The sequence below is a fragment of the Dehalobacterium formicoaceticum genome, from assembly GCF_002224645.1.
Taxonomy (GTDB): Bacteria; Bacillota; Dehalobacteriia; order Dehalobacteriales; family Dehalobacteriaceae; genus Dehalobacterium; species Dehalobacterium formicoaceticum.
The window spans coordinates 3,660,693-3,683,622 of sequence record NZ_CP022121.1; the positions used below are offsets into that span (position 1 = coordinate 3,660,693).

Genomic DNA, 22,930 nt, shown 5'->3' on the forward strand with positions numbered 1-22,930 from the left:
TAAACAGACGTCCTTATGCCTATCTTTTTCTCTATCGGCATTTCTGCATATCTGATCCTCATTATGCCTTGAACATCCCTCCTTTAGAAAAGTCAAATACAAAATTTGATTGCCATTATTATTTCACTACAGGTCCTGATAAAATACGTAAATTTACCGTAAAATAATGAACGAGACAAAATCTCTAATATTTTACAGATTCTTACCATAATATTGGTTCAAATAGGTGGAGGAATACTTTTCCAATTTCCATTCCGGTATTTTGCACCCTTTGCAAACTCCAAAAAACAATTTGTTGCGCAACCATCTGGCGGAGCGGCTGTTTCTGGAATTTCGCACCAGAAAACGCTCATTGCAATGGGTAATGATTTCGGCTGTATCGCCGGAGATTTTCATGGATTTGATGCCATGCAAAGTACCGCTGCGGGAAGGCCATAATTTTATTTTATCCAATAACTTGAAAAACTCGACATTTTTCCGGTAATATCTTCTTTTTTCTTTGGCTACGGTTTTTTGCGTTTTTCCTTGTTCAACCATAATATTTGCCTCCTGTCAATTGAAGCAATTTATTGTTTTGCTTGTTCATTCTTCTTCCGGACTAAGATCTATATATGTAGTAATATCTGCTTCTTTCATAATGCGCTCGATGACCAGACATCTTTTTTGCCAAGCTTCCTCCCGGGTTTTCCCTCGATTAATTAAGGTTGCTACCCATTCTTTTTTACCGGGGCTATAATTGGTAATCCCTTCACTCCCCCCAAAAAAATCGGGGATTAGCTTCAAGGAACCAACAGCACTCATAATATGTTCACCGCAGACCTTTAGTCTTTTATCAGCTACTTGGATGTGCTCGTATACCGCTCCCTGATACTCTTGCTCTTCCATCGATATTTTCTGAAGTTTTCCCTGGGTGAAACTCTGTCCCAAAATTTCAACGAGATTGACGCCGGTGGATTGATAAACGACGGTTGGTGTCTGGCTGGGGATTCTGGCATCAATTTCTAAGACCTTTAATTGCCCATCATGGAGAATAACTTCTACATCCATAATTCCTTGCAGATTTAGATGACGCGCCAGGGTCAGACCGATATGGTTAAATTCTTTCACCAAAGCCTGATCCAAATGTGACGGCGCCCAAACTCTTTTACAATCATACTGCTCGTCCATCTCCAATTCCGTAACCTGATATACTTGATATTCTCCCGCAAAACCGATCACTTCGATGGAATAGGAAGGCCCGGTGACAAATTCTTGCACAACCCATTGCTCAGGAAATCCAGGTTTCTCTTGAAGTTTTTTAAATTCTGCCTCGTTCTTTATCTTCATCACACCTGCGCTGCCGCTGGAAGAGGCCGGTTTTACAACCCAGGGCAAACGCCCTTCCGGATATAAGCGGGGCAGTGGTGTTCCTGTTGACAAAAAAACTTGGTTGGAAATAATCTTAGAACCGGATACCTGGTAAGCACCCTGATCATAAACAAAAGGTATCCCCAACTGGATTGCATAGCGAGATATTGTTTGCAGGGCCGCTAAATTTTCCATGGCCGGCAGAATAACATCCGACTCTTTTAAGATATTCAGACATTTATTGTCTTCTTTTATCACATCACACTGCACAAATTCATCACATAAAGCCCGGGCCGGAATATCTTCATCTTTATCAATTAGAAGCACCTGCCAGGATGCTTTTTGAGCAAGATAACAGGCTTCCACCCCTTGTAATTTGCCACCAATAATGGCGATTCTCATCGGACGGCCTCCCGGGAAAGACAGACCCAGTTATGATATTCCTGCTGGGTGGCCGGCATCAGGTCAACTTCCTCCAAAACCCGGTTAATCGTTGGCACCGTCCGATTACCATCTTCAATATCAAGAGTATTATTAGATACCCCGGCGAGGCCGGACTTCGGTGGAATAATTGAGGTTACCACATTGGCTCCGGCTGCCAGTCGCTCTTGAAGTCCCTTAATACCGTCTACATCCAAAGATGCGGGAATTAAACGATCCGGGAAAAGCAAACGCATCACGGCAATGATTAGCATTTCATGGATGCGGGCCGGAGAATCCCAATGAGCCATGGGAGTCTCCTCTTGAGGCACAAAACTCATCACCCGTACCTGCTCCGCCCCAAGTTTTTTCATCGCAAACATGGAATCAGCCACATCGTCTACGGTATCCCCCACTCCGGTGAGCAATCCTTCCTCAACCAGCATCCCTAATTCATGAGCCTGCTTTTTAGCCTGCCATCTGCGTTCATAATCCTGTCCTAATCTTAATTGAGCATATAATGCCCGATTGTGGGTTTCGTGATAAAGGGCATACCAATCAATGCCCGCCTCTTTTAATTTTCCCAAAAAGCCGGAAGGAACAACCCCGGGAGAAATCATTAAGGGTAGGGAACTGACCTTCTTGACCCCCCGCACCATATGAAGTAACTGATCATATCCTTCAGAGTGCTGTTTTAAAATTTCGGGATCCTCTCCCATGGTTAAATCAAGGAGATGAACACCGGACGCTGCTAGGGAAGCTGCCGTCTCCATGATTTCCGTCTCACTTTTACGATACCTGGTCAAAGCATGATTTTCTTTGCGATACAAACAAAAGGTGCAATTATTGCGGCAGTAAGTAGAAAAATAAATAAAACCATACATAAATATTTTTTGACCAAAATACTTTTGGCGCATCATTCTGGCAGCAGCATATATCTGTTTAATCTTCTCTTCTTCCCTTTGGGAAAGGAGAAAAATAATTTCTTCTTTATTTAAAAATTTTTCCTGGTAAGCTTTATCTAAAATAAACTCTAAGTTTAAACCATGTCCATCCTCTTTCACCGAATCACCCTCTTATGTGTTAGAATATTGCTGATATGCGAAATAATTAAATATTCAAGCGAACCCCATCCAAATATGTCACGCTTTTAGACATCCTTTGAATATTCTGCCCGCCTTCTCGTATCATAAGCAATCTTTCTAAACCGAAACCGATTCCGGCCCAAGGGTCATGAATGCCCCAGTTTTGATCCAAAGGATGAGGTCCATAAGCTCCGGAACCAAGCTCAATGCCGGAAACGACATCAATGGTATCGCCATAGACAACAGAGGTTTCTTTTTCTAATACATAGTCTGATATGCCGGCAGTTTTCAGAATTAATTCTGCCATTTCCTCTATCCAGGCTTCCCGTTCTTCTAAGGGCAAACCTAATACTGTTACATTCAGCATGGTAAATTCATTTAAATGATGAGCACCTTGGGATTCTTTGCGGAAGCAAGAGCCAACCTCAAATATCTTAATTGGCTTTTCCCAGATACGAAGCAAATCTTTCCAGAGGGTATATAAATTCGGCGCCAGCATTGGACGCAGACATTTTTTCTCATCCACCCAAAAAACCTGGCTAAACAAAGGATGACTGTCATCGATCGACATCTTGGCTAAAGATCTTTTTGGAATAATGATGGGAGTCACCACCTGAACATATCCATGGGACGTTAAGGCCTCAACAAGTTTACTCTCTAGTTGGGCCAGAGCAGGACGCCGTTCAATATTCTTCAGATTATCAAGCCGTTCTTTCCCTTTTTTTATTAATTGGCGATCCAACTCCAAGAAAACACGATCTCTCTCGTTTTTATCTTCGAACAGCATATTTTGTTGTTCTTCATCTGCATTCAGCTCCTTGAGCCGTTGCTTCTGAATAATCGACCATGAAAAACCCAATACATTCCCTCCCATAAGCACCCGTTCTTACAAAATAGGAAAGTATAAAAAAAACCATTAATTTTGGCGAGGAGTCCGGGAGTTTCACCCGGCTACACGAATTTAGAGTCCGCGCGATCTATCCGATCCACCCCCCATATATTATGGTTTGCTTACCTTCAATACCTATTTGCAATTGTTGTGCCAATTATTATAAAAACGCAACGAATTAATGAAAGAATCGACGAAACTCAATTGGCATCAAGAAAAAACTATGATCGATTCCTTTTAATTTTCTCTTTCTATGGCGACACCCCTTCTTTTTTTTGTCCTTAAAAATCTTTGTTTAAGTCTGGAAAGACTTCACCCAGTCAAAATCAACTTGATTCGTCATAATTATACCACATTTTTTTATAAATAAATCATCTTTTTAAAAAAAGAGATTTTTTTGGGGCATCAGATGGAATTTTGCTTGATCTGATGCCCCAGAAAACAATTCAGGACCTTTGCAACACTTATTTCACGTTAATTTCCCCCGATTCTTCTTTGAGCAGGGCTTGAACCAAGCCATCAATAGAAAATTCCTCGGCAGAAATCTGTACCTCCAAGCCTGATTCTTCGGCTGTCTTTCTCGTTACCGGTCCAATGCAGGCAATCTTCACATCTTGAAGCAAAGCCAGGTTTTCCTGCCCTAAGATCTGTATAAAGTTGCGCACTGTTGAGGAACTGGCAAAGGTAATAATATCAATTTCCTTTTGGTTCAACCATTCCAAAAGGAGATCTCGATTGCCCTCTCCGGGGACCGTCCGATACATATCTATTTTGTCAACCAAGGCACCATGGGCAGTAAGCTCTTCCGGCAAAAGTGTACGTGCAATATCCGCCGTGGGCAGCAGTACTTTTTCATCTTTTTTGATTCTTTCTTTCAAACCTTGGGCTAAAGCTTCCGCCTGATATTCATGGGGAATATAGTCGGCAATAATGCCTCTTTCTGCCAAGGCCGCTCCGGTGCCTGCGCCGATCGCACTAATCTTCACTCCACACAGACTGCGCATATCTTTTTTCATTTCTTTTAAGTGTTTAAAGAAAGTTTCAACTCCGTTGATACTGGTAAAAACGATCCAATCATAACTTTGAATCTGAGCAAATTTCTCATCAATGAGGGAGAAATCCTCCGGTTCCAGGATTTTAATGGTCGGAAAGGAAAAAACCTCCCCCCCTAAATCCTCAATTTTTTCTGCCAGGACACTGGTTTGTTTTCTTGTTCGGGTAACCAATATCTTTTTACCGGAGAGAGGTTTCTTTTGGAACCAGTCCAGTCGGTCATGCAAACCTACTACCTCCCCGACAATAATGATGGAAGGAGGAAGCAGTTTTATATTCTGTACAATCTCTTCGATGGTGGCCAATGTACCCACGGCTTTTTTCTGGTCCGGAGTCGTTCCTTTAGAAATCACAGCCACAGGGGTATCCGGATCTTTGCCAAATTTAATCAAATTATTACAGATACTGCTTAGGTTTGATAACCCCATTAAGAAAATCAATGTACCCTTCAGTTGCGCCAGCACCTGGTAATCAACACTGGAAACATTTTTTTCCGGTCGTTCATGTCCGGTAATAATATGTACAGAAGAAACAAAATCACGATGGGTCACAGGAATCCCCGCATAAGCTGGCACAGATATGGCCGAGGTAATTCCCGGTACGATCTCAAAAGGAATTCCTTCCTGGCGCAATTCTTCCGCTTCTTCTCCGCCTCTGCCAAAAAGATAAGGGTCTCCCCCCTTTAATCGGACAACAGTTTTTCCTTCTTTAGCCTTTTTTACGATGAGTTTATTAATCTGATCTTGAGGAAGGGCATGACAGCTGCTGGCCTTGCCCACATAAATAAATTCGCTGCCCTCTTTGGCAAAATCTAAAAGTTTTTTATTCGCCAAACGGTCATAGATCACCACATCCGCTTTTTTTAAGCATTCGACAGCTTTCAATGTGATTAATTTATAGTCTCCCGGGCCGGCCCCTACCAAATATGCAGTATGGTATTTATTTGTCATTACCTGTTCCTCCTATTTCTTTGGACAATGTTTTTTCACGAATTTCTGCGATTTGCCGCAGAACCTCCGCTGTTTTTCCGGCCTTTAACAATTCCGGAAGGGTGGAGTAGACCAAAGCTTTAAAATATGCTTTCCTTTGATCGATTTGTTCTATTTCCCGAAGTGCCCAAACTCGTTCCCGCCCCAACAATTGGAGAAATTCCTCATACTCTGCTCCATAACGCTCCTCCAATTCTTGACGAATCTTCTTGGATAATATTGGGCTTTTGCCATTGGTAGAAAAAGAGAGTACCAGATCACCCCGTTGAATCTTAGAGGGCACAATGAAATTACCGGCAGCAGGCTGGTCCGCAATATTAAAAAATACCCCAGTATCTAATGCTTCCCGGCTGATCTCCTCACTCACCTTTTTATCATTGATGGCGACATAAACCAAATGAAAGCCTTCAAGATCCCCTTTTTGATAAGGCCTCCTGATCAAATTAATTTCCCCTGCGTCTGCCAATTGAACCAATGGAGCCATAATTTCCGGACTGATTAAGGTGATATCTGCCCCTGTCTCTTTAAGGGTCAGAGTCTTGCGCAGCGCAACTGCCCCGCCTCCTACAACGAGGCACCTCATCTTACTTAGATCAACCATCAAAGGATAATAGTTTCCCAAATTACACAGACTCCTCCTTATACAGAGTCTCTAAAATCTCTGTCAGATCTTCCTTGTTTTCCAGGACAGAAAATTGTTTTAATCTGACCATGGGCGGGGAATAAATCTTTTTGACAAACCCTTTTAAAATGACGGCCATTTTAGCCTCATCTTCCGTATTTTTCAATCGGTCAATTAAATTGGGCATTTCTTTATTTAAGACATGTTCATGATAGCTTTCAATTTGTTTAATCGCAGGAAACAATGGGATACATTGCAGCCACTGATCAAACTCATCTACCGCTTCTTCAATCAAAAAGCGCGCTTTCTCCCCGGCCTGCCGCCTTTTCTCCTGGTTTTCGGTTTGGATTTTTTCTAATGCATCCAAATCAACTAAGGTAATGCCTATTAATTCCCCTACCCTGGGGTCGATATCACGGGGCACCGCCAGATCAAGATAAATACTGCCTTTTTTATAGCCCACAATCTCTTCTCTTTTGATTACCAGGTGAGGTGCTGCTGTAGAGCTGATCACAACATCACAGATGAAAAGATAATCTTCAATTTCATCAAAAAGAATGATTTCGATGTCCGGATAAACTTCCTTTAAAGATCGAGCCGCTTCATAAGTGCGATTGGCTACCAGGATGCGGGAAAAACCCATGTCTTTCAGGTAAGTCAAGGCTAAGCGGTTCATTTTCCCCGCGCCAATTAGCAGTACATTGCGCTCTTGATAATCGGATAAAGATTTTTCCAAGTATTGAATCGCCAGATAACTGATCGAAGTGGGATTTTGGGATATTTTTGTTTCCAGGCGCACTTTTTTACCATTGGTAATGCCATCCCGAAAAAGTCTGTTTAATACCCGCCCCGACATATGTAATTCCAAAGCTCTTTGATGGGCTGATTTTACCTGTCCTAAAATCTGATCTTCCCCTAAAACCTGAGAGTCTAAACCGGCGGTCACCTGAAAAAGATGGGTAACACAGTCCATATTTTCTTTGACATAAAAATATTGATCCAGAGTCCCCTTTTCCAACCCATGAAAAAGGCAGAAAAAATCTTTAATTTGTTCTATTGCCTGGGGCATGTCTGAATACACTCCATAAATCTCGCTGCGATTACAGGTAGAAAGAATGACCGATTCATCCAAAATCAAACTAAGCCGGTCATAAGCTTTTTCAAATTTCTTCTTTGTAAAAGCAAGCTTCTCTCTAACTTCAATCGGTGTATTCTTATAACTCACTCCGACAACAACAATATCCATTTAGTACACTCTTTTCCTCATAGTTTTTGTTAGGTAGTTTAGCAAAATAGAAACTACTTTACGGCAAGAGCCCGTTCAAAGAGAATGTCCGCCAATACCGATTCCGGACCAAGAGGTTTGGCCAATTTAAAGGTTACATCCGGATAATCGGGTGCAATTTCATTAAGCATATGAGGAATATCTTCCTTGATATGAATCCCCTCATATAAAAAGTATGGGGCAAAAATTATTTCTTGCACGCCGGTTTCTGTTACCTGGGCAATAGCCTGGGGAATAGTAGGTTCGTTATGCTCCATAGCTGCTCCAGCCACCTGATCGAAACCACCCTTAGCTCGAACCAATTCGACAATTTGATTAAAGGCATTCACTGCATCTTGAGATCTGCTGCCGTGGCTAATAATAATTAATGCTTTATTCATGATTCTTCCCCCTTTTTATCATAAGAAAACCTGGCTTGCGCTTGTACTTTCAGAAAGTATAAAAAAACCCTTAGCTGTAAGCTAAGGATAGCACCCGCAAGCCAATCCAAAATAATCATTCTGCGCCCTTCCCCAGGCAGCATCCGACTTTTAGGCAGGTCTTCTGGCTTTCGGTTCATTCTCCTCCCTACCTTCCCACAACGATCCGTGCAGTGGCATTACAGGGATTTGTCTCCGATTACAGCAGCGGGTCCGCACCGGAATTGCACCGGTTTCCCTATTCTCCTTTTCAGGCACCTAAAAGATTATTAACAATAGCATATAAACAGAGTTCTTGGCATCAGGTGGAGTTTTTACTCCATCTGATGCTTAGAAATCGTTATCCAGGAGCTTAGCGCCGCTTATCTCCCACTTGGAGAAGTGGGAGTTTTAGCGACGGTTAGCTATCGGATAAATTATATCATATATTTATTTAAATGAAATAGCAAATTGCTTTCTATATTGAAATACCTGCTTTAATTATTCCATATCATTATAAATCTTAGTCCTCTTGAACCATGATTTTTGTCAATTCCAGGGGTTCAACGCGGGTATTATTGCGATAGGCACGCATATTACCACCGGATATTTCATCAATCAGGGCAATATGATGATCTTCTCCCACCCGGCCAAATTCAAATTTTATATCATATAATTCCAGCCCTTTTTTGGCCAATTCATCTTTGACAATATTACCAATCTGTTTGGTAAGATCCTTGAGAATTTCATATTCCTCTTTTGATAAAATACCCAGCATATCTAAGGCATCCTTTGAAATCGGAGGATCGTTTCGATCATCATCCTTAAGAGTCACTTCGACCAAAGCATCCAAGGCTTGTCCGTCCTCAGCATACATTTCATAACGGCGCAAAAAGCTGCCCACCGCCCGAAAACGACAGATTACCTCCAAGCCTTTACCAAAAGGGGCGGCCTTTTTCACAGTCATAGTTACTTGATCTAAATCGGCATCAATGAAATGAGTCGGGATGCCCATTTGATTTAATTTTTCAAAAAAGAATTTCGTCAGACGAAGCCCGGCTTTTCCGGCCCCTTCCATAGAAAGCCCTACAGTATTGGCTCCGGGATCAAAAACACCATTCACACCGGTTACATCATCCTTAAATTTTAAAAGATAATTTCCGTCTTCTAAAGCATAAACATCTTTGGTTTTTCCTTGATATACAAGATTCATGATCGAAGCCCCTTTTCATAATATATTGTAGTGCTTTAACCCTTGATATTTTATTTTATCCATTTTAACAAAAATTTCTTCATAAGAAAAGAAAATAATTGCAGGAGCTGATTGTTATTATGAAGAAATCAAATGACAAGTTTTTGATGTTTTTAAAGCAGCAAGGTAAATTCTCTAAAATTAGGGTATAATTCAAGTAAACGTGAGAGGATCGAAAAAGTGAACTCGTTCAGCTAAAGCTGAACATCGGGGCTTCAGATGGGGAATCTACCCCACCTGAAGTGAAAATAGGAGCTCCCACTTATAGAAGTGGGAGTCTTGGAATTTGATAAAGAGGAGCGGGATGATGAATAAAATATCGATTAAAGACTTATATCGGGAACCGGATCTTTTTTTAAATCAAACAATCAGTGTTGAGGGTTGGGTAAGAACCCTTAGGGTATCTAAAAACTTCGGTTTTATCGAAATAAATGACGGTACATTTTTTAACAACCTTCAAATTGTTTTTGATGAAAATTTAAATAACTTTCAGGAAGTTGCTAAATTAACCCTAAGCTCAGCCCTTCATGTGGAGGGTACCTTGGTAAAATCCTTGGGCGCCAAACAGCTCTTTGAATTAAAAGCAAGCGTCATCGAAATAATCGGACTTTCTGAGCCTGATTATCCCTTGCAGAAAAAAAGGCATTCCTTTGAATACCTGAGAACCATTGCCCATTTACGGCCAAGAACCAATACCTTTTCTGCTGTTTTCCGTCTCCGGTCAACACTTGCCTTTGCCATCCATAAATTTTTTCAGGAAAAAGGCTTTGTCTACGTGCACACGCCCATTATTACCGGCAGCGACTGTGAGGGGGCGGGGGAAATGTTTCGAGTTTCTACTTTGGATTATGAGCAGCTGCCTAAAAACCCCCAGGGACAGTTGGACTTTGGCGAAGACTTTTTTGGCAAGGAAACCAACTTAACTGTGAGCGGACAATTGGCGGTAGAGACCTATAGCATGGCCTTTAAAAATGTTTATACTTTCGGCCCCACCTTTCGGGCAGAGAACTCAAATACGGCCAGGCATGCGGCGGAGTTTTGGATGATCGAACCGGAAATGGCTTTTGCCGATCTCAAGGATAACATGCATCTTGCAGAGGAACTCCTGAAATATTTCATCCGGGAGATGCTGGAGAATCTCCCGGATGAAATGGCCTTCTTTAACAGTTTCATTGATAAAGCTCTGTCGGATCGTTTAGAGCAGGTCTTGAATGCTGATTTCGCTCGGATCACTTATACAGAAGCGATCCAATTATTGCAAAAATCAGGGATCAAATTTGAGTATCCGGTGGCATGGGGCCAGGATTTACATACGGAACAAGAGCGGGCCTTAACAGAGCAAATTTTCAAAAAGCCGGTTTTTGTCACAGATTACCCCAAAGAAATTAAAGCTTTTTATATGCGGCTCAATGATGATGAGAAAACAGTGGCGGCTATGGATTTGCTGGTTCCCGGGGTAGGAGAAATTATTGGCGGCAGCCAAAGAGAAGAACGCTTGGAGATCCTGGAAAACAGAATGTCCCAGCTGGGTTTAAATCACCAGGATTATTGGTGGTATTTGGACACCAGAAAATACGGGGGTACCCCTCATGCCGGTTTCGGCCTTGGTTTTGAAAGGGCAATCATGTACCTTACCGGCATGACCAATATCCGGGATGTGATTTCTTTCCCCCGAACCCCGAAAAATGCCGAGTTTTAGCCAAGTTTTAACGTAAGAAAAGCAGGATTTCCCCTGCTTTTCTTTTCTTTTAGCAATATTTTGAAATAGTTGTTAAAAAAACAAGGGTATCCTGCATGATATTTTTTATTTCTGTATATTCATTGGGTTGATGGGCTAATTCATTAATTGTGGACCAAACCACGGCGGGAATATTTTCTGCCCGGAGCATGGCCGCACATGTTCCTCCGCCAATACCTCCGCAATAAGCCTGAATGCTCCTTTCGGCCAGAGCAGCCTTAAGATTTTGCACCACCAAAGCATCCTGAGCAGTGGGTACCGGAGCATCCACTTTCTGTAAAAATTCATAGCGGATACGTACCTTTTCACGATACTCATAGCGGGCAATGGTTTTATTAATATGATCTGCCAGCTCCGCCAGTTTGAATTTTGGCAAAACCCTCATATCCATGACAAAAACATCTTCTCCTGGAATTATATTCGGACTTTCCACATTGGAAAATTTCTGGGTCAGTTCAAAAGTGGAGTAAGGAGGATCAAAAAGTTCGTCATGATCCGCATAAAGTTCCTTTAAGGTATCTTCCAGTTCCACAGCCAAATGGGCACCCACCGAGCCGGCATTGATCCCTAAATGGGGCATGGAGCCATGAGTTTGTTTCCCCATTACTGTAAATTTCAGCCAGGCAATGGATTTTTCGGCAATTTCGATAAAGGTTCCGTCCGGAGATCCGGCATCGGGCACAATGGCTTCATCCTCGGCTGAGAAAACCTTCCTCCTGATCAACTCTTTCAGGCCAAAATCGCTGCCCGTTTCCTCATCAGCGGCAAAAATAAAACCGATATTGCATTTAGCCCGGATTCCTTGTTCCTGCATCACCAGACAGGTATGAAGAATGGAAATGATTCCTTGTCCGTTATCCTCCACACCCAAACCATAAATACGCCCGTCTTTTATTTCCGGTTTAAAGGGATCGGTATGCCAAGCTTTCAAATCACCAGGAGAGACGGTGTCCGTATGGGCGATAAACCATAGAGTTTTTGCCTTATTTTCCGTACCGGGAATTTTGGCAATAATATTTAACCTTTGCCCCTCCTGAACCTGATCATCAGCCACTTCGATAACTTCAAAGGAGACATGGTGCTCCTTTAATACCCCTAAAATCCATTGGCAGCGTTCATATTCACCTGTGCCGTTGTTTTGGGGATTAATGGCTGGAATGGAACTCATGGCCACCATATCAGAGACAATTTGTTCCTGCCTGCTTTCCACCAGGGTAGTCAAATCTTTTATATTCATAGATCTCCTTCCTTTTCGTATCAATAATTCTAACTTTATAGTGATGGAATCATACTATATTTTAACATAAACCTCCATTTCAGACTATGGTTAGCATCCGGCGTCACCTTACTCCGGCTTTTGATAAGAGCATTATCATCCAAAAGGGATGTTGACGAACATATTAAGAAGTGTTACTCTAAAACATGGTGTGTCAGCCCATTAGTTCAATTCAATTTAAAGGTCATCATTTGTGCTTATACATAACATAGGAGGTTTCTGCTTCATGTTTATCCTGCAGCCTGATAATTTATTCCTTTCAAATATTTTATTCTACATAGCAGCTGCTTTTTTTTCTCTTTTATTAAGAAAAAAACATAAAATATGCAATATTCTTGCTAATCTTCTTTGTATTGCAGGAGCATTCCTTGGTATCCTGGCTTCCTTAGGATATATGATATCTGATCATGAGATATTAAGGCTGGTTCATTTTAGCACCTCCATTCCCCTCATTGCTCTCGATCTTATTATCGATGATCTGACAAGTTTTTTTGTGCTGGGTTTATCTGTCTTGGTACTTGCTGTATCCCTCTATTCCTTAGGCTATAACACCCACTACTACGGAAAAAGGCCTATCGGTCTTTTTAATTTTCTTTATGCTTCTTTTATTTTATCCATGTTCTTGGTTATGACTGCTGGAAATACAATTTTTTTCTTTATCGCCTGGGAAATTATGTCACTCCTCTCTTATTTTCTCGTAGTTTTTGAATCTGAGAAAGAAGAAAATCAAAAAGCAGGCACCCTCTACATTATTATGACCCATATCGGAGCCACTTTTTTATTAATTGCCTTTATGATTATGTTCCGCTACACCGGATCCTTCGATATCTTGGGGAGTTCTGCTGTCATACCGGCAGCAGCAAAAAATATCATCTTTTTATTGCTCCTCGTTGGCTTCGGAACTAAAGCCGGGATGATTCCCCTGCATATTTGGCTGCCTTATGCCCATCCGGCGTCCTCAAGCAATGTATCAGCCTTAATGTCAGGGATCATGATTAAGACCGCCATTTATGGCCTGATCCGCTTTGTGCTTTTATACCTAAACATCCAACATAGCTGGTGGGGCATATTAATCCTCTGCCTCGGTGTGATATCCGCTGTATTAGGGATTGCTTATGCCCTCATTGAGCATGACATCAAACGACTTCTTGCTTTTAGCAGTATCGAAAATATCGGTATTATTCTCATTGGTTTAGGGGTTAGTTTTATCGCATTTGCCCAGCATAATTTATTTGTTGCTTGTATAGGGCTTATGGCAGCTCTTTTCCATACCTTTAACCATATGTTGTTTAAATGCGGTCTTTTTCTGGGAGCGGGCGCAATCCAATACACCACCCACACCAAAGATATTAATAATTTAGGCGGTTTAATCAAAAACATGCCGGCAACTTCTGTTTTTATACTATGTTTTTCTCTTGCTATCTCCGCCATCGTGCCTTTTAACGGCTTTGTCAGCGAATGGCTTACGTATCAGTCCTTATTTATCAATATTGATCTGGGACATGCCGGCGTCAATATGCTGTATCTTCTCGCCGCAGCTGCTCTGGCTTTATGCGGAGCATTAGCCGCGGTGTGCTTTGTCAAGCTTTTCGGCATCTCTTTTTTAGGTCTTGCCCGCAGCACCCAAGCAGCAGAGGCGAAAGAGGTCCCCATGCCCATGCTTTTGGGGATGGGTCTTCTTGCTATGATTTGTCTGGTACTGGGCATTTTCCCTCTTTTTCTCTTAAGGATCGTGGACAAAGTAGGTTTGTCCTTCACCGGCCTCTCTGTCACTGATCATCTTCAAGGAGGATGGCTGATGGCCTACCTGCCCTTACAAGTGGAAGGTAACAGCATCACCCCATGGGCTTTTTTTCTTGCCTTATTAATCCTCATCCTTATCAGCCTGGTTATGGTAAGAATCCTGGGAGGAAAGTACCGGGAAAGAAAATATAACACTTGGGATTGTGGATTCAAGGAATTAACCCCCAGAATGCAATACAGTGCTACCGGGTTTTCCAAACCCTTAAGAATTGTTTTTAAAATTCTATATCGACCTGGTCGGGAACTGAAAACAGGAGAAGGGACTTCACCTTATTTCCCTCTTTCCCAAAAATATCAGGTAAGTACCGAATCCATTTTTGAGAAATACTTGTATTACCCGATCATCCTGATCATGAACAAGTTTTCCATTAAAACTAGGCTCTCCATTCAAACAGGAAGCATTCATATGTATCTTTTGTATATTTTAATCACCACCTTAGCCTTGTTATTATATAACCAGCTTGTGTAAACCTATGATTTTAGGTTTGATGGTAGGAAAAAGGAGCAGCAAACATGGGAAACTTTATTTATTTTACAATTCAAATTATGATGATTGTACTTCTGGCACCTTTAGTGAATGGCATTATCAAGAAAATAAAAGCCTTAACACAAAAGAGAACAGGTGCCCCCATTCTTCAGATGTATTTTGACCTATATAAATTACTTAAAAAAAGTGTTGTTATTTCTCAGACATCATCCTGGATATATCATGTCACGCCTTATTTAGTTTTTGCAACTGCCCTGGCAGCAGCATTGTTGGTGCCCGTTTCCACTATGGTTACCCCTACCTCCTTTCCCGGAGATGGTATTATGCTAATTTACATTTTCGTCCTGACCAGGTTTTTTATTATGCTGGCAGGATTAGATACTGGCAGCACCTTTGGAGGAATGGGCAGCAGCAGAGAGGGGATGATCTCCTCACTGATAGAACCATCCATGCTAATTTCTCTATTCACCATCGGGCTGATTTCTAAGTCTACCTCAATTTATCAAATGATGAGTACAGCAAAATTATTAGAGATACCCTTAGTACAACCTGTTTACCTAATGATTTTTATTGCCCTTTTGGTAATCATCATTGCCGAAACCTCCCGGATCCCGGTAGATGATCCAGCCACACACCTTGAATTAACCATGGTGCATGAGGCCATGATGCTGGAATACTCCGGCCGGCACTTGGCTTTGATGGAATTGGGTGCTGTGATCAAGCAGCTGGTTTTAATCACCCTATTAGCAAATGTTTTCCTCCCCCATGATCAGCTGATTCACCTGACCGGGATGGGAGCCTTGATTCTTTCTCTGCTGTTTTATATCATCAAGGTGATTTTACTGGCTGTTCTGATTGCCCTCATTGAGGTAAATACCGTAAAATTACGTCTCTTCAGCGTGCCAAATTTGGCGGCTTTATCATTTATTTTATCCTTTTTAGGTTTTATAAATTATTTCCTGCTGGGAAGATAATATCTTGTTTGACAAAGGAATGAAAAACGATGACAAATTTTCTAGATACCTTATCTTTATTAGTTTTACTAACCGCCTTTATTCTCATTGCCAATAAAAGGATCAAATCTTATATTAGAACATTTCGACTGCAATCATTGTTTATTGCCATAGGGGCAGGGATAATTGGTCTGGAAAGCTTTGCTCAGGAAGGACGCTTTGATGCTTTGATCCTAAGCGTGATCATGATCATCTTAAAAGTAATCTACATCCCCAACCTCTTAGATAACACTTATGCCCATGTGGATCACACGGTGGAAAAGGACTTCTTCCTTAATATACCTATTTTAATTTTTATTTCCTTTCTGCTATTTTTATTTTCTTACTTCTCCTTCTCCTCCATTGAAGGCCTCCATGAAGGGAAGGTCAACCTACAGATGATCAATTTGGTTTCTGTGGTTTTAATCGGACTCTTCTTTATGATTACACGCAAAAAAGCAATTGGGCAAATCGTGGGCTTTTTAGTTCTGGAAAATGGTCTTTTTGCTACTGCCATGTTTGTTACCCAAGGAATGCCGTTCATCGTGGATCTGGGGATTTTTATTGATCTCCTCACAGGGGTACTAATTATGGGTTTAATGGTTTTTAAGATTAATGAAAAATTTGATTCAATTGACATTAATAAAATGAAAAATTTGAGAGGATAGACAGATGGGACTTTTCTTGCTGATGATACCGTTAATCACAGTGCTTTTAGCATTGGTAATTAAAAACAGACGCTTGCTTCATGGGTTAAGTCTGTTCACCTCCGCCCTATTGTTCATGGTTGCTATCGGGCTAACAAAAAAAATCCTTCTTTGGGGTCAAATCAATGAACCTACCTGGAATGGTTTCTTTTACGTCGATGCATTAAGTATCATCGTCCTGGACATTGTGATTATCCTGGGCTTTTTGGTCAGTATTTACTCTGTAGGATACCTTGAAGAAGACGTGCGTCAAGGGAAGATTGATGAAAAAAGAATCCGCCTATATTACATTCTCCTCTACGCTTTTATTTTTACCATGATTCTATCCCTAACAGTGAAAAATATAGGAATTATGTGGGTGGCGATTGAGGCAACAACCCTGGCCTCTGTCTTTTTAGTGGGCTTTTATAATACCAAAAAAGCTCTGGAAGCTGCCTGGAAATATGTTATTATCTGCTCTGTAGGCATTTCTTTGGCATTTTTAGGAATCATTTTCCTTCATCTTTCCTCCTTAGGAGTACTGGGTAAGGAACAATTCCTGGATTGGACTGCATTATTCGCTCAGGCAGAGGCATTAAAAAGCCCCCTGTTAAGGTTATCCTTTCTATTTATCCTTGTGGGGTTTGGCACCAAAGCGGGGTTGGCACCAATGCACACCTGGCTGCCCGGTGCCCACAGTCAGGCGCCGTCTCCTATCAGCGCTCTTCTTTCCGGCGTGCTCTTAAACAGCGCGATGTATGGCATTATGCGCTCGGTAGCCATAGTGAATAAAAATCTCGCCGGCAGCACTTTTACCGGCAATCTTTTAATAGCTGCCGGCCTCCTATCCATCGGAATTGCTGCTGTGGTTATTATTTCGCAAAAGGAATATAAAAATCTTTTAGCCTATTCCAGCATTGAACATATGGGGATCATAGCCTTTTCATTAGGTCTTTTTACCCCGGCCTCTATTTTTGGTGCCTTGCTTCATATGATAAATCATTCTTTGACCAAATCCATGTTGTTTTTTGCTACAGGAAATATTTTGCACACTTATCATACGGGACGGATTTCAAAAATTAAGGGTATCCTGAAAAGAATGCCTGTTTCCGGTACTGCTTTTCTTCTTGGCCTGTTTGCCATTGCCGGAACTCCCCCTTTTAGTATTTTTGCCAGTGAGGTAAACGTTATCGCTGCTGTTTTTTTAAATGGCAGATTTATCATCGGAGCAATATTTGCCTTTCTACTGGCCGTTATTTTTGCTGGGATTGTTTTTAATATGCTGCCCATGTTCTATGGCGAAAGTGCAGATGAAGAAATCCCTGTTCAAAAAAACAATCTCCTTGGCACCGGAGCAATTTTGCTTCTGCTCATTTTGATCTTGATCACCGGTTTTTATCTGCCCAATGACCTTAAGGAACTGATTTACAGCGCGCAACGGATTATGATGGGGGAATAAGATTATGATATACAGGAGTTTTAGCAAAATAATTTCCGCAAAGTTTGCCGAACACATTTATCACCAAAAAGTTGCCCATGCAAACGAATTTTATCTGGATGTTAATCCAAAGAAGCTTCGGGAAATAGCCACTTATATCTATCAGGAATTAACCTTTCCCCTAATTTCCATATTTGCCAATGATGAGCGGAACTTGTCCGGGAAATTCGCCCTTTATTATGTTTTTGCTGAACGCAAGCAAGGATTACTGATCATCATCAAAACATCTGTCTCACCGGAACATCCAGTCTTTACATCTATTGCCGTGGAAATCCCCGGTGCTGCCGCCTATGAAAGAGAAATCCATGATTTATTTGGTCTCTTCCCCCTGGGGCATCCTGATCCTAAAAAGTTGGTATTTCATAGCAACTGGCCGGAAGGTACCTTTCCCCTGCGCAAAGATTTTAATGGGCAGCACAGGCCTCCTTATGCCAATCATGAGTTGCGCTTTACCCAGATCATGGGGGAAGGGGTTTATGAGATTCCCGTGGGACCGGTGCACGCCGGCATCATCGAACCGGGGCATTTTCGTTTCAGCGTTGCCGGTGAGCCGATCATCAATCTGGAAGCACAGCTTTTCTTTGTACATAAAGGCATTGAAAAAATGTGTGAAGGCCGCTCGATAGAACACTGCCTTTATGTGGCGGAACGAATCTCCGGAGATGAGACCTTCGCCAACTCCCAGGCTTATTGCCAGGCAATAGAGAAAATTGCCCATGTAACTATTCCGGAACGAGCTATGTATACCAGGGTCATTTTCGGAGAACTGGAACGTCTCACCAGCCATTTAGGAGATCTGGCGGGGATTTGCCAGGATGTAGCTTACGGTTTTGCAGCTTCCCAGTTTAATATGATGCGGGGCTGGGCTTACAACCTGGCCGACGAACTATGTGGGATGCGGTTTTTACGCAGTGTGAACAAGTTGGGAGGCTGCCGCTTGGATTTTGTTGCCGGCAAGGAAAAAAAGATCCTGCAAGGCATGGAAAGGCTTAAAAAGGAATTAACCGATACCATTACTATTATCCAAGGGAAAAGCATGTTTATAGACCGGGTGGAGCACACGGGAATTCTGGATCACCAAATTGCTGTGGACTTGAACACCGTTGGTCCCGGAGGACGGGCTTCAGGGATCCTCTATGATGTGCGTAAATCCTTCCCTTACGAAGTATACGATAAACTCCATTTTTCCATCCCGAACCATAAAAACGGAGATGTGAACTGTCGTATGAATGTAAAAATTGAGGAATGCTTGGCTGCATTGGAGATCATTTATCAAGCTATCGAAGGTATGCCTCAGGGAAAAATCCGGGAACCCCTAAACGAAGTGCCTCCTTATCAGTTTGCTTTCGGCCTGACAGAGTCTCCTCGGGGAGAAAATGTCCATTGGATCATGACGGGAGAACATAACACCCTATTCCGCTATAAAATCAGAACTCCTTCCTTCTGCAATTGGCCGGCCGTATGTCATGCTGTCAAGGGCAACATCGTACCAGATTTTCCTTTGATTAATAAAAGTTTTAATTTATCCTATGCAGGAAACGATCTGTAGAAAGGAATACACAAAATGTTTGATATGATTAAAAAAATTGTCCAATATCCTCGTATCACAAGGAAATACCCTAAAGAAGCTTTGGATCACGGTCCAATTCTGGGTAAGCCGGAAATAGATTCGGCCCAATGCACCTTCTGCGGTGCTTGCATCCTCAGCTGCCCTGCTTCCGCCATTGTGATGGTTACGGAAAAAAAAGAGATCGGAATCAATCTGGATCAGTGTATCTTCTGTACCTTATGCAGCGAGATTTGTCCTGTAAATGCTGTTCGAATCACCCATGAGGTGGAATTAGCCGTCAAAAATCGGAATGACCTGCGCAAAACACCTGCAGTGATCGAAAAGCAAGATATACCCGGTCTATCTTATGAAATCATGGGAGAAAAAATTCAGCAGAAAGCACGCCAAACCTTTGGCCGCAGTCTGCAAATCAGAGAAGTTGACGCCGGTTCATGTAACGGCTGTGACTATGAAATTAATTCATTGAATAATCCGGTAAATGACCTGGAAAGGTTAGGCATGCATTTTGTTGCTTCCCCCCGCCATGCAGATCTATTATTGGTAACGGGAACCGCCACCAGAAATATGGAACTGGCATTGGTGAAAACGTATAATGCCGCCCCTGACCCCAAGTTGGTTGTCGCCGTAGGTGCCTGCGCCTGCAGCGGAGGAATTTTTCGTGATAGTTACGCCACGAGAAACGGAATCGATTGTATCCTGCCAGTGGATGTATACATTCCCGGTTGCCCTCCTCGACCGGAGGCTATCATGTACGGTATTCTAAAAGCCTTGGATCGAATCATTGATTGACCTCATTAAAAGATTTCATGTTATATTTTTAGAATTGTAAAATAATTTACATCTTTTTATTTATGTTTATTATAAAATAATTTCATGAGAGATGCCTGAATCAGGTTTATTTTCTCTTCAGATTAAGATAAAAATAAATAGGGAGGTAATAAAACAATGGCGATGTTAACAAATGAACACAAAGAGTTTATCAAAAACGTAGGACTATGCATTATTGCAAGTGCGGACAAGAACGGTGTGCCCAATGCCTCTTACAAAGGTACCCTTAGTGTTTTGGACGACGAACATTTGGTTTTTGCCGACATTTTTTCCGCTAAAACAAGAAAGAACTTACTTGAGAATAATAAAGTATGCGTTTTAATGGGTGATCTTAAAACCATGGAAGGATATCAGTTTGTCGGGGAAGCTGAACTTTTAAATTCAGGCGAATTATACGATGCCGTCAGCGCGAAAGTTATAGAAAAGAAATTCCCTAAACCGGTTTACGTTGTTAAAATCAAAATCAACGAAATCTTTTACGCCGGCGTTAAAAAGTAAGAATGATGCAAAAAAAGATGCCTCAATCAGAGGCATCTTTTTTTTCAAAAGGTAAGAAATTTAATGGGATGCGAAGTTCTCTTTTGTTTTTAATAGAGGAATTCTGCCTTCAATGATAGAATTATTATGCATCATTGCGTAAACATCGCAGAAACATATTTTGTGATCATTTTAAGGTGAAGAGTTGGTGAAATAATGAAGCAGCCGATCTTATGTTTGAAAGAGATTCCCTTGTTTGAAGGGCTTAGTACCTCTGAATTTAATGAAATCTGTCCCGGTGTCATCAATAAATCCGTCAATAAAGGACATTTTTTATTTCGGCAGGGAGATAATGATGATTCTGTTTATCTGGTAAAAATGGGGCGTTTAAAGCTCCTCCAGAATTCAGCAGAGGGCAAAGAAACCATCGTCACATTTATCGGCCCCGGGGAAGTAGTGGGGGAAACAAATCTCTTCCGAAAACAGCAGCAAATGTTTAGCGCCCTAGCGATTGAGGATGTGCGGTTGCTCGGCTTCAGGAGAGAAGATTTAGAAAAGATCATTGAAATGAATCCTCAATTTGCTGTTAAAATCATCTGCCATTTGTCACAAAAATTAAACACAGTAATGCAGCAAATAAGTGACTATAAAGGAACTTCTGTCAAAGAGAGGGTGCTAAAATTATTCCTGCGCTTGACTAATGAGTATGGAGTTCTTACCAATGATGGAGTCTTAATCCGGATGCATATTACTCAACAAGAACTAGGGGATATGATTGGCGCCTCCCGGGTCATGGTAGCTCAGGTCATGAAAGAACTGAGGGATGTAGGTATCTTAAACCAAAAGGGAAAATACTATATGATCAAAACAGATTTTTGTATGAAACATGCGATGGAGAGCGCATCAAAATGAGAATTTTGCTGGTGCGTCCCCCGGCTGCCTCATTCATTTCTCATCTGAAATTGGTTCAAGTTGAGCCTTTGGAATTGGAAATTTTGCTTGCCGCTGTGACAAAAATGGGGCACCTGGCAGAGATTCATGATGCCATGACAAATAAGAAAAATTTTCGCTCCATCTTAAAAGAATTTAAACCTGATGTGGTAGCCATCACCGGTTATATTACCCAAAAGAGCTTTATGATCAATTATGCCAAAATCACCAAGGCTTACCATCATCAAATCCAGGTTTTGATCGGCGGCGTTCATGCAGAAATCAACTACCGGGATTTTTTCCATCCTGCTGTGGACTTGATCGTCCATTCCGGCGGGGTTCGTCCTTTTCAAGAGGTTTTAAAGCTGATCAGCGAAAATATGTTGGAACAAATACCCCAAATCCCGGGCATCTGTTATCACCAACATGATCACGAATGGTCCTGTAATAAAAAAATTCCTCTTAACCCTGATGAAACGCCCAACCCTGATCGAAGTTTTTTTTACCGGCATCAGCATCATTTTAATTACCTTTATTTTCGGCCCTGTGCCCTGGTAAAGACTTCTTATAGCTGTCCTCATCATTGTAATTTCTGTTATTGCTGCTTGTTAAATCAGGGACGGTATCTGTGCCGGGATCTGAATAGTGTAATCGAGGAGATATCTTCTATTGAGTGTGAAAACATCTGGCTTGTTGACGATACCTTTTATCAGGATCTTCCTCGTCTGAAAGCTTTTATCCGCATGATCCGGGAAAGACAAATCAAGAAAAATTTTATTCTCTATTATCGGGCAGATTTTGTGGCCGCTAATGAAGACCTCATCGTTCGTTTAAAAGAAATCGGTTTAAAAATGGTGATTATCGGCTTGGAGGCCTTTGACGACCAGGCTCTGGCAGGTTATGATAAGAATACCTCTGCCGCGGTCAATGAAAAGTGTCTCGCCATCTTAAAAAAGCATGATATCGACTGCACCGGTTTATTTGTTCTGGATATTGACAGCGCAAAAGAGGACTTCGTGCAGCTCTTCCGCTATATCAAAAAACACAGCTTGAATTTATCAACCGTATCGATCCTCACTCCCTTACCCGGCACAGGACAACATGAAAAATATCAGCACCGCCTGACTGCTTATCACCCGAAACAATGGGACTTTCTTCATCTGGTAGCCAAGCCTGGTAAGATTACTAAGGGGAGATTTTATTTTGAATTTTACCGCCTCAACCTGAAGATCTTAATCATGAACATTAAATCAGGTACTTGGAAAAAAGACTTGCGCGGTCGATTAAACTGAATGTCAAAATCAA

The 22,930-nt window shown here is 41.7% G+C and carries 20 protein-coding genes and 1 riboswitch; of the genes, 10 read left to right on the top strand and 10 right to left on the bottom strand.

Annotated features, from left to right (window positions below):
* Positions 1-192: 192 nt before the first annotated feature.
* The 9 genes from pylSn to CEQ75_RS17795 form a co-directional block, all read right to left on the bottom strand.
* Positions 193-537 (bottom strand): pyrrolysine--tRNA(Pyl) ligase small subunit, encoded by a 345-nt coding sequence (gene pylSn, locus CEQ75_RS17755; protein ID WP_089612354.1) that lies wholly within the window; start codon positions 535-537, stop codon positions 193-195.
* A 45-nt stretch (positions 538-582) separates the two neighbouring features.
* Complete coding sequence (gene pylC / locus CEQ75_RS17760) at positions 583-1,749, bottom strand: 3-methylornithine--L-lysine ligase PylC (protein WP_089612355.1); 1,167 nt, start codon at positions 1,747-1,749, stop codon at positions 583-585.
* Positions 1,746-2,831 (bottom strand): methylornithine synthase PylB, encoded by a 1,086-nt coding sequence (pylB, locus tag CEQ75_RS17765; RefSeq protein ID WP_089612356.1) that lies wholly within the window; start codon positions 2,829-2,831, stop codon positions 1,746-1,748. Before pylB ends, pylC begins: the two co-directional genes overlap by 4 nt.
* 46 nt (positions 2,832-2,877) lie before the next feature.
* Entirely contained in the window at positions 2,878-3,711 is an 834-nt protein-coding gene (pylSc, locus tag CEQ75_RS17770; protein WP_242965319.1) for a pyrrolysine--tRNA(Pyl) ligase large subunit, read from the bottom strand.
* Between the two features lie 494 nt (positions 3,712-4,205).
* Positions 4,206-5,744, bottom strand: coding sequence for a uroporphyrinogen-III C-methyltransferase (gene cobA / locus CEQ75_RS17775; RefSeq protein WP_089612357.1), 1,539 nt, complete (start codon positions 5,742-5,744; stop codon positions 4,206-4,208).
* On the bottom strand, positions 5,734-6,405 hold the full coding sequence (locus tag CEQ75_RS17780; RefSeq protein ID WP_089612358.1) for a precorrin-2 dehydrogenase/sirohydrochlorin ferrochelatase family protein: 672 nt from the start codon (positions 6,403-6,405) through the stop codon (positions 5,734-5,736). Before CEQ75_RS17780 ends, cobA begins: the two co-directional genes overlap by 11 nt.
* 1 nt (position 6,406) lies before the next feature.
* Positions 6,407-7,651: a glutamyl-tRNA reductase gene (hemA, locus tag CEQ75_RS17785; RefSeq protein WP_089612359.1), complete on the bottom strand. Its 1,245-nt coding sequence runs from the start codon at positions 7,649-7,651 to the stop codon at positions 6,407-6,409.
* Between the two features lie 53 nt (positions 7,652-7,704).
* Positions 7,705-8,070 carry a sirohydrochlorin chelatase gene (locus CEQ75_RS17790; protein ID WP_089612360.1) on the bottom strand — a complete coding sequence of 122 codons (366 nt, stop codon included), beginning with the start codon at positions 8,068-8,070 and terminating at the stop codon, positions 7,705-7,707.
* A gap of 136 nt (positions 8,071-8,206) precedes the next feature.
* A riboswitch (cobalamin riboswitch) is annotated at positions 8,207-8,386 on the bottom strand.
* A 225-nt stretch (positions 8,387-8,611) separates the two neighbouring features.
* A complete protein-coding gene (locus CEQ75_RS17795) occupies positions 8,612-9,301 on the bottom strand; it encodes a phosphoribosylaminoimidazolesuccinocarboxamide synthase (RefSeq protein ID WP_089612361.1) in 690 nt (229 codons plus the stop codon).
* Between the two features lie 346 nt (positions 9,302-9,647).
* Between CEQ75_RS17795 and asnS the strand changes: the two genes are divergently transcribed.
* Positions 9,648-11,039, top strand: coding sequence for an asparagine--tRNA ligase (gene asnS, locus CEQ75_RS17800; protein ID WP_089612362.1), 1,392 nt, complete (start codon positions 9,648-9,650; stop codon positions 11,037-11,039).
* 49 nt (positions 11,040-11,088) lie between these two features.
* Here the strand turns inward: asnS and CEQ75_RS17805 are convergent, their stop codons facing one another.
* Entirely contained in the window at positions 11,089-12,315 is a 1,227-nt protein-coding gene (locus CEQ75_RS17805; protein WP_089612363.1) for a M20 family metallo-hydrolase, read from the bottom strand.
* A 265-nt stretch (positions 12,316-12,580) separates the two neighbouring features.
* On the opposite strand from CEQ75_RS17805, the gene CEQ75_RS17810 reads away from it, so the two are divergent.
* The 9 genes from CEQ75_RS17810 to CEQ75_RS17850 all read left to right on the top strand — a co-directional run bounded on the left by CEQ75_RS17810 (position 12,581) and on the right by CEQ75_RS17850 (position 22,917).
* Positions 12,581-14,626, top strand: coding sequence for a proton-conducting transporter transmembrane domain-containing protein (locus CEQ75_RS17810; RefSeq protein ID WP_089612364.1), 2,046 nt, complete (start codon positions 12,581-12,583; stop codon positions 14,624-14,626).
* Positions 14,627-14,670: 44 nt separating this feature from the next.
* The gene (locus tag CEQ75_RS17815) at positions 14,671-15,618 is read left to right on the top strand and encodes a respiratory chain complex I subunit 1 family protein (protein WP_089612365.1); all 948 of its coding nucleotides are present in this window, start codon (positions 14,671-14,673) and stop codon (positions 15,616-15,618) included.
* 29 nt (positions 15,619-15,647) lie between these two features.
* On the top strand, positions 15,648-16,304 hold the full coding sequence (locus CEQ75_RS17820; RefSeq protein WP_089612366.1) for a hydrogenase: 657 nt from the start codon (positions 15,648-15,650) through the stop codon (positions 16,302-16,304).
* 4 nt (positions 16,305-16,308) lie between these two features.
* A complete protein-coding gene (locus tag CEQ75_RS17825) occupies positions 16,309-17,781 on the top strand; it encodes a hydrogenase 4 subunit F (protein WP_089612367.1) in 1,473 nt (490 codons plus the stop codon).
* Positions 17,782-17,785: 4 nt separating this feature from the next.
* Positions 17,786-19,369, top strand: a complete 1,584-nt coding sequence (locus tag CEQ75_RS17830; RefSeq protein WP_089612368.1) for a hydrogenase large subunit — start codon at positions 17,786-17,788, stop codon at positions 19,367-19,369.
* 15 nt (positions 19,370-19,384) lie between these two features.
* Positions 19,385-20,179 (top strand): NADH-quinone oxidoreductase subunit B family protein, encoded by a 795-nt coding sequence (locus CEQ75_RS17835; RefSeq protein ID WP_089612369.1) that lies wholly within the window; start codon positions 19,385-19,387, stop codon positions 20,177-20,179.
* Between the two features lie 156 nt (positions 20,180-20,335).
* Positions 20,336-20,716, top strand: coding sequence for a pyridoxamine 5'-phosphate oxidase family protein (locus CEQ75_RS17840; RefSeq protein WP_089612370.1), 381 nt, complete (start codon positions 20,336-20,338; stop codon positions 20,714-20,716).
* A 195-nt stretch (positions 20,717-20,911) separates the two neighbouring features.
* A complete protein-coding gene (locus CEQ75_RS17845) occupies positions 20,912-21,607 on the top strand; it encodes a Crp/Fnr family transcriptional regulator (RefSeq protein WP_089612371.1) in 696 nt (231 codons plus the stop codon).
* Positions 21,604-22,917, top strand: coding sequence for a B12-binding domain-containing radical SAM protein (locus CEQ75_RS17850; RefSeq protein WP_089612372.1), 1,314 nt, complete (start codon positions 21,604-21,606; stop codon positions 22,915-22,917). Before CEQ75_RS17845 ends, CEQ75_RS17850 begins: the two co-directional genes overlap by 4 nt.
* The last annotated feature ends 13 nt before the right edge of the window (positions 22,918-22,930 follow it).

Bases quoted from the DNA above. Each gene is read 5' to 3' on its own strand.
- pylSn (WP_089612354.1), bottom strand. From the start codon at position 537: ATGGTTGAACAAGGAAAAACGCAAAAAACCGTAGCCAAAGAAAAAAGA.
- pylC (WP_089612355.1), bottom strand. From the start codon at position 1,749: ATGAGAATCGCCATTATTGGTGGCAAATTACAAGGGGTGGAAGCCTGT.
- cobA (WP_089612357.1), bottom strand. From the start codon at position 5,744: ATGACAAATAAATACCATACTGCATATTTGGTAGGGGCCGGCCCGGGA.
- hemA (WP_089612359.1), bottom strand. From the start codon at position 7,651: ATGGATATTGTTGTTGTCGGAGTGAGTTATAAGAATACACCGATTGAA.
- CEQ75_RS17790 (WP_089612360.1), bottom strand. From the start codon at position 8,070: ATGAATAAAGCATTAATTATTATTAGCCACGGCAGCAGATCTCAAGAT.
- CEQ75_RS17795 (WP_089612361.1), bottom strand. From the start codon at position 9,301: ATGAATCTTGTATATCAAGGAAAAACCAAAGATGTTTATGCTTTAGAA.
- asnS (WP_089612362.1), top strand. From the start codon at position 9,648: ATGAATAAAATATCGATTAAAGACTTATATCGGGAACCGGATCTTTTT.
- CEQ75_RS17805 (WP_089612363.1), bottom strand. From the start codon at position 12,315: ATGAATATAAAAGATTTGACTACCCTGGTGGAAAGCAGGCAGGAACAA.
- CEQ75_RS17810 (WP_089612364.1), top strand. From the start codon at position 12,581: ATGTTTATCCTGCAGCCTGATAATTTATTCCTTTCAAATATTTTATTC.
- CEQ75_RS17815 (WP_089612365.1), top strand. From the start codon at position 14,671: ATGGGAAACTTTATTTATTTTACAATTCAAATTATGATGATTGTACTT.
- CEQ75_RS17820 (WP_089612366.1), top strand. From the start codon at position 15,648: ATGACAAATTTTCTAGATACCTTATCTTTATTAGTTTTACTAACCGCC.
- CEQ75_RS17825 (WP_089612367.1), top strand. From the start codon at position 16,309: ATGGGACTTTTCTTGCTGATGATACCGTTAATCACAGTGCTTTTAGCA.
- CEQ75_RS17830 (WP_089612368.1), top strand. From the start codon at position 17,786: ATGATATACAGGAGTTTTAGCAAAATAATTTCCGCAAAGTTTGCCGAA.
- CEQ75_RS17835 (WP_089612369.1), top strand. From the start codon at position 19,385: ATGTTTGATATGATTAAAAAAATTGTCCAATATCCTCGTATCACAAGG.
- CEQ75_RS17840 (WP_089612370.1), top strand. From the start codon at position 20,336: ATGGCGATGTTAACAAATGAACACAAAGAGTTTATCAAAAACGTAGGA.
- CEQ75_RS17845 (WP_089612371.1), top strand. From the start codon at position 20,912: ATGAAGCAGCCGATCTTATGTTTGAAAGAGATTCCCTTGTTTGAAGGG.
- CEQ75_RS17850 (WP_089612372.1), top strand. From the start codon at position 21,604: ATGAGAATTTTGCTGGTGCGTCCCCCGGCTGCCTCATTCATTTCTCAT.